Here is a 6,922-nt window from a genome sequence, read left to right as displayed (position 1 = left end):
ATGTCCTTCCACGACGCCCCGGCCGCGCGCAGCGGGGCGTACCTCCTGATGTCCATCCATGCCTCCACAGGCAGGATCACGGGTAACCCCCTCCGGGCTCGTCTGCTTGGCGGCTGACAAGCCCGGAGGGTGGTCCCTCCCTAAGCCGATCTTGATCCGACGCGCCGGACCAACAACAGATCAGCTCGTACCTACAGCGACATCAGAACCCGTACGCGGACACCAGCCCGCTGCAATGGCTCTTACGAGCGCGTCTCGATCGAGCTCGTCAACTCATCGAGACGACCGATCTGAGCGTGAAAGATGTCGCCACGCAATCGGGATTTCCCTCAGCAGCCGCGCTGCGTCAACGGTTCACCGCTACTTTGGGAATCACTCCGACATCGTATCGAGAAACATTCAAGTCTACGCCCAGCGACGGCTACGCTGCCGGAAGTGCCCGCACGGTCTCAGGATCGCGGCGGGATGCCGACTAGCTCCGGGTACCGAACGGCGGAAGGCACTCGAGCCCGAGCGCCGGATGGCGATTCCATTACGGGGTCACCAATTCTCGGATCAGGCTTGAGCGCCTCCGCGACAGCTAGTTGCTGAGCTTGCTAGCTTCTGGCGGGTTGTAGGTCCGAGTCGTCACGGCGGGGTAGGTTTCGAGCAGCTTCTCCGTACGGGTCGGTCGCTGCGCGAAATCACCACCACAGTTGGGGCAACGACCGGCGAGTGGTCCGTCAGCGCACGAGGAACAGTATGTGCACTCGAAGCTACAGATACGCGCATCGGTCGACCCCGGCGGCAAATTGGCGTCGCAACGCTCGCATCCGGGACGCATCTCAAGCATGTGTGGCATATTCCCAACCCTCTTCTAGAACTCCCCGGGAAGACCTCGTTGTGATCCGGGAATGGACGGAATGCCCAGCAGACTGGACATGGCCACGATGCGCAAATGGGCGCGCTCACCCTTTGGCGGCCACCGCGGCCGACATCAGTATTCTCGCATCGATCCCCGATCCTGACGAGAAGCTTGAACGCCGAGAATGCTCGATTTTCCGCCAGCCGTTCGCTGACGATGGATTGTCAGCGCCGCACGCAACGTCGTCCGCTCAATCGTCGCCGATCGGTCCGGAGCAGGTCGTCGCGCGAGCGCGGGCGGCGACGTCCGCAGCCGAGCAGAACCCGCGATGGCTTCTCTTGAGGCACAGCAGTCCGAGCAAGCGGCCGCCTTCGTCGACGACGGCGAGCCGCCGGACACCGGCGTCGAGCATGCGGGTGCGCACCGCCTCCAGATCCTCGTCCGGACTCACGATGCGGTCGCGTAATGCTCCCAGCCGCCAGGCGAGCTGTTCCGCCGGCGCGGGCTCGTGCACATCCTCTCGATGGACCACCGCCCGCAGCAGACCTTCGGCGACGATCAGCACCGCATGCATGTGATCATCAGCGAACGCGGCGCGTGCTTGTCCGACGGTGAAATCGGTTCGCATGATCTTCGGCGAGGGCAGCATCGCCGTCGCGACCGAGCTCCGCTGAGTCGCGGCGATATCGCCTGCGCGTTCTTGATCGGTCCGTGGATGCTGTGAGGCAGGTTGAGTGCGGGCCATCAGATCAGCTGAACCCTTCTCCCTATTTTCAGATGGCGTTCTGAGCCCGGTTCGGCGGTCGCGCTGCGACTCGAGCGGCGCGACAGACCGGCGTTGGACGCCGCGGTGTGCGTCGAGGGAGGGCCGGTAACCGGGTCAGATGAGATGAAGCCTGCGGGCCTGCAGGATCGCCTGGACACGGTTGTGGGCGCCCAGCTTCGCCATCAGGGCTTGAGTGTAGGAGCGGACGGTGTTCACTGAGAGATTGAGTTCGTTTGCGACGTCTTTGGTGGCCATGCCCATGGCCATGAGACGCAGAATCTCCACTTCCCTGGGTCGTACGGGAACAGCGCTGATCTCTTGGCACTCGAGGAGCGCCCCAGCGGTTCTCAGTGTGCGCAGCACGGTGTCGTCGATGACGACCTCGCCCCGCCGAACATCTCGGAGTGCTGCGGCGAGGTCGAGGTTCAGCGAACCCTTGAGCAAGATCCCGGCAACCCCGATATCCAGGCAGAAGCTCAATAATGTCGGCTCGTCGAAAGCGGTCACGATCACCACCCGCAGGCCGGGACACTCGTCGAGAACAGCCTTGGCGACCTCGGAGCCGTCGAGATCGCCGAGCCTGACGTCGAGGAGAGCGATGTCGGGCCGATGGCTTCTCGTGGCGCTGAGGACGTCGCGCCCGTCATGGCAGGTGGCTACGACAGTGAACTCGTCAGGATGGCGCTCGAGCACCGCCCGCACCCCAGCAATCACGAGGGGATGGTCGTCGGCGATGAGCACTCGGGAGGGAGTCATGGTTGGTCAGGCAGAGGTAGCGTCACCAGAAGACTGGCTCCGCCATCTTCTCCGTTGCGAAGGTCGAGCGTTCCTCCGAGGGCACGTACTCGCTGGCGCAGACTCGACAGGCCGAGTCCCCGAGATTTGCCCGGTAGACCGGCCGCGATCGTCGCAGGCGGCTGCGGTAGTCCTCGACCGTCATCCTGGATCAGAACCGCCAAACCCAGCGGCCGGTAGGTCAGTGTGACCATCACCGACGAGGCGTCGGAGTGGCGTTCGACGTTGTGAAGACCCTCGCTGACCACCGAGGCCACCACTTCATCCACGTGATCGGGGCTTGCGACGGGCGTGCCCAGCACGACAGCTTCGGCAGCGATTCGTGATCGAGCGCTGAACCGCTCGACATCATGGCGGACAGCGACGACGAGCGCGTCGCGAGGCGGAAGGAGCGTGTGCATCGCGCCACGCAGCCGTTGGGAGACCTCCGCGGCGTCGTGCTCGATGCGTTTGGAGAGGACGATGATTTCTGCGGGGTCGTCGACTGACTCACGAATCTGTTCGGCGGACAACGAGATCCCGAAGAGTAGCTGCTCGGCGGTGTCGTGTAGTTGGTGGGCGATCCGAGCCCGCTCGGTCAGCACGGCCGACTCGCCTGCCTTGCGGACTCGTAGCGCGGTCGACATCAGCGGGCCCAAGGAGGCAGCGAACTCCCACAGCAGCGCTGCGACGCGCAGGTCGGGCTGGTTCTCGGTCCGCGTACCGACGTAGAGGGCTCCCAGGGGAGCGCCCCCGAACTCCACGGGACAGGCCATGAGGTGGCGAATGCCGGCCTGGGCAGCGGCCGCGGCCAGGGGGTCGTCGAGCGTGGAGTCGGGCAGGGACGCGGTGGGGGTGTCATCGAGCTCGAATGCTCTCCACCCCAGGCCGCGCCCGCGCGGGCTCCGCGCCCCCACCTGGGCCTCGGGGAGACCTTCGACGGAGGCCACGCTGAGCTCGTCAGGACGGACGACGACGCTGATGGCCGCGATATCCAAGCCGATCAGCGCGTGCATCCGACGACCGGCCCGGGTGGTCAGCGCGTCGAGGTCGACCAGTCCGGACAGTCCGCGGGCAGCCGCGACCAGGTTCCGCACATCGTCGATCGACGTGACCATGTAGCACATCTGGGCTCCTCGGGCTGCCGCGGAGCGGGCGCTCGACACTGTGCAGAACACCCGGCTCCGCGCCGCAGGTGTTGATCAGGCGTCGCTCACGATGAACAGCTTCCTGAAGGGCTCCCGAACAGTCCAGTGTGAGCTGGTTCCCTTGACGAACGACGCTACGTCCCCCGCCCGCAGGGTCACAAGCTCGCCGGAGGCGAGTTTGATGTCCAGCACTCCTTCGAGCACATGGATGGTCTCGTCGGTGGCGAACGGGTAGGGGAAGTCCTGCGGACCGCTACGCCACAGCCCCACCGCCAGGGTGGTGCCGCCGGCACCTCCTCGGCGGATCCAGTGGACCTCACCGATCGCGGTGTCACCTACGATGAACGGCTCGTAGTCCGGAGCATCCACCGTGCTGGCGTGGTAGCTCGTGGCGGCGCTGAGATCAGAGGTCATGTGGGTCTCCTCGAGGTCGTCGACTTTTTCCGGTCAGGCTGACGCGATGCGAATCTCGACTGTGGCCGCGGAGTATCGCGGGCCCCGCCCCAGGTCGTTCGCGTCGCCGGAGATCAGCGCGGAGACGCTGGAGGCGCCGTCGGTCCAGAAGCCGTAGGGAACGACGGCGACTCCCGGCATCACACCCTCGTCGAGGAGGACCTCGACGGGAATGCAGCCTCGCTCGTTGAAGACCTCGGCGCGGTCGCCTGCCGAGAGTCCGCGGCCGGCCGCGTCGTCGGGATGCAACGTGACGTGCTGACCGCCCTCCCCACGCAGCTGCCGATCCATGTTGGCGTACTGGGAACTGATGAAGTGGTGGCCGCGGGGAGTGATCATCCGGAGCGGGTAGCGGTCGTCGACGGGCTGTTCGACGTAGTCCGGGACAGACGGGCTGGGTCGGTCGCCCTGCATCTCCGTGTAGCCCTGACGGAACACCGGTGCCACGGAGTCGAAGTCATCGTGCACAGCCAGCGCCACCCGCCCGTCGACTGTGGGGAAACCACCATCGGCGTAGGGGGCTTCGTCGGGGCCTGGCAGCGCGAGCCGCGCCCAGCCCGTCTTCTTGAGCCCTTCGAGGCTGATGCCGGCCAGCTGGGGGGCCGACCAGTCCAGGGACTGCTCCGCCATCTCCTCGTCGCTGAGGGTGAACCACGGGTCGTCGTCGAACCCCATCCCAGCCGCCAGGCGCCGGAACAACTCGACGTTCGACACCGCTTCTCCGACGGGCTTGATCGCCTGGTTGTTGATGGCGATGTAGAGATGACCCCATGAGAAGTTGACGTCGAAATGTTCCGTGATCGTGGTTGCCGGGAGCACGATGTCGGCGAACCGGGCAGTATCTGTGATGAAGTGATCGCTGACGACTGTGAACAGATCATCTCTCTTCAGGCCGGCGATGGTCTTGTTCTGCTCCGGGTAGGTGATGACCGGATTCGAGTTGCACACCATCAGCGCCTTGATCGGAGGGTCGAGTTCGACCTCCCCGGTGAGCACTCGCCCGAGCTGCATGCCGTTGACGACACGGGTTCCGGGCTTGATCAGGTCGACACGGGAGAGCCGGTCGAAGTTCACCGGGAAGCCGAACAACGACAGCTCGTGGGTGCCTCCGCCCGGGTAGCGCCATGCTCCCACCAAGGCGGGGAGACTGAAGATCGCCCGGAACGCCTGGCCTCCCTGTGGGTGGTTCTCGACCGCGGTCCCGACCCGGATGACGGCAGGCTGGGTCGTCGCGTACTCCCGGGCGAGTGTTCTGATGTCGTCGGCAGGGATACCGGTCAGCTCTTCCACGCGCTCGGGCGGAAAATCAGCGGCGCGCGCCGCGAGCTCCGAGAAGCCTACGGTGTGGTTGTCCACGTACTCGGTGTCGACCAGCCCTTCGGCGATGATCACATTGATCATCCCGAGAGCCAGGGCGCCATCGGTGCCGGGCCGGATGCGAATGTGCCAGTCCGCCCGCCGCGCGGTCCGGCTCGCGTAGGGATCGATCACCACGAGCTTCGCCCCGCGCTTTCGCGCCTTCGCGACGAACGGCCACAGATGCAGGTTGGACGTCAGCATGTTGTGGCCCCACGCGATGATGTACCTCGCGTGGACGATGCTCTCGGGATCGGTGACCGCAGGCCCCATGGTGCGGACGTAGGCGGAACCACGCGTCGAGGTGCAGAACGTGCGCTCCGTGATGGTGGCCCCGAGGCGGTGCATGAACGGGTCCATCACGTTGAGGCCGTTGAGGATGCCCTCGTTCCCGAGATAGCTCGTCGGCATGATCGCCTCAGCACCGTACTCGTCCACGATGGATGAGAAGCGCGAACAGATCTCAGCGACCGCCTCGTCCCACGAGATGCGCTCGAACTGTCCTGATCCCTTCGGCCCCACTCGTCGCAACGGGTGCAGGACGCGGTCCTTGTGGTAGACGTGCTTCTCGAGATCGTTGACCTTGGCGCAGAGCCCCCCTTGAGTGAACGGGTGCTCGGGGTCGCCCCGCACACCGGTGACGACCTCGTTCTCGACGGTGACCAGCATCGCGCACGCGTCCGGGCAGTCATGAGCGCACGCTGCACGGACCACGCGCGTGCTGGTGTCCTCAAGCGGGAGAGTCGATGTCATGCCGCAGCTCCTGAACTCGACAGATGAGCGACGCTGTTCACCTTCGTTGGTGGTCGCCGGTTCGGTACAGGTTGGCGACTATACGAGTCCACCGAAAAGCCGCACACCTGCAAATGCAGGGAAACAACGGTTCGACGATCAGAGTTCGTTTCCAGAATGTTTCCTCGCCGATTCTGTGGCGTAAAACAAGGCCCATGTCCCCCACCAACCGGCAATTGCAGGTGTCCTGACCCGCAGGGAGACGACAGACTGCCGGTTCGTACGAGACCTCCCCGACACCGGAGTCGCGGAGCGATCTGGACGACGCAGGTCATGCCTCGTGGGCTCGCGGGGTCGAGTCGCCACGGACCTCAGGCATCGACCCAGGACATGGACTGCTGTACGACGCGGTCGTGTTCGCGACCGGGGCGCCGAGGTCTCGCCGGCTGGGGATACCAGGAGAGACGCTCCTACCGCGGGACGCCATTGCCCGGCCTACCATTGGCGACGGAGACCGATACCATCGCACACGTTCGGGACAAGTGGCGCCCGGCCCGAAGCGCGCCTTCGTGGCGGGCTGGTGCAGCCGCGGTCCGAGTGGCGTGATCGGCACCAACAAGACCTGCGCCGGCGAGACCGTTGACTCGCTCTTATCGATGCTTAGCCCGGGGCTTTCATCGTGGTTCGTCGAGCGGGCGTGTCAGTTGGCTGGAGGGTGCCGCTGAGCAGCGAGAATAGGGATTGTCGAAGTCTCTATCGTCGCGAGTTCAGGTGCCGTCCGGGGTGGTCAGCATGTCGTCGCTGCGGGTGGCGAGCACGAACGGGATCTCCCGCTCGGCCAGCCACTCG

7 protein-coding genes are annotated in these 6,922 nt (G+C 65.2%); 1 reads left to right on the top strand and 6 read right to left on the bottom strand.

Going from position 1 to position 6,922, the window contains the following annotated elements:
- Positions 1-179: 179 nt before the first annotated feature.
- On the top strand, positions 180-476 hold the full coding sequence (locus ABD993_RS33875; RefSeq protein ID WP_345427328.1) for a helix-turn-helix domain-containing protein: 297 nt from the start codon (positions 180-182) through the stop codon (positions 474-476).
- Positions 477-580: 104 nt separating this feature from the next.
- Here ABD993_RS33875 and ABD993_RS37045 read toward each other — a convergent pair whose 3' ends face one another.
- From ABD993_RS37045 to ABD993_RS33850, 6 genes are all read right to left on the bottom strand, one after another.
- A complete protein-coding gene (locus ABD993_RS37045; RefSeq protein WP_425569227.1) occupies positions 581-823 on the bottom strand; it encodes a DUF1272 domain-containing protein in 243 nt (80 codons plus the stop codon).
- A 271-nt stretch (positions 824-1,094) separates the two neighbouring features.
- On the bottom strand, positions 1,095-1,589 hold the full coding sequence (locus ABD993_RS33870) for a CBS domain-containing protein (protein ID WP_345427326.1): 495 nt from the start codon (positions 1,587-1,589) through the stop codon (positions 1,095-1,097).
- Between the two features lie 135 nt (positions 1,590-1,724).
- Positions 1,725-2,351, bottom strand: coding sequence for a response regulator (locus ABD993_RS33865; RefSeq protein ID WP_345427324.1), 627 nt, complete (start codon positions 2,349-2,351; stop codon positions 1,725-1,727).
- Positions 2,352-2,362: 11 nt separating this feature from the next.
- Positions 2,363-3,511, bottom strand: a complete 1,149-nt coding sequence (locus ABD993_RS33860) for a GAF domain-containing sensor histidine kinase (RefSeq protein ID WP_345427322.1) — start codon at positions 3,509-3,511, stop codon at positions 2,363-2,365.
- 75 nt (positions 3,512-3,586) lie between these two features.
- Entirely contained in the window at positions 3,587-3,946 is a 360-nt protein-coding gene (locus ABD993_RS33855) for a cupin domain-containing protein (RefSeq protein ID WP_345427320.1), read from the bottom strand.
- Positions 3,947-3,979: 33 nt separating this feature from the next.
- A complete protein-coding gene (locus tag ABD993_RS33850) occupies positions 3,980-6,094 on the bottom strand; it encodes a molybdopterin-containing oxidoreductase family protein (RefSeq protein WP_345427318.1) in 2,115 nt (704 codons plus the stop codon).
- Positions 6,095-6,922: the final 828 nt, after the last annotated feature.

Origin of the sequence: Pseudonocardia xishanensis, from assembly GCF_039541715.1 — a bacterium.
Taxonomy (GTDB): domain Bacteria; phylum Actinomycetota; class Actinomycetes; order Mycobacteriales; family Pseudonocardiaceae; genus Pseudonocardia; species Pseudonocardia xishanensis.
This window is presented reverse-complemented; position numbering and strand designations above follow the sequence as displayed.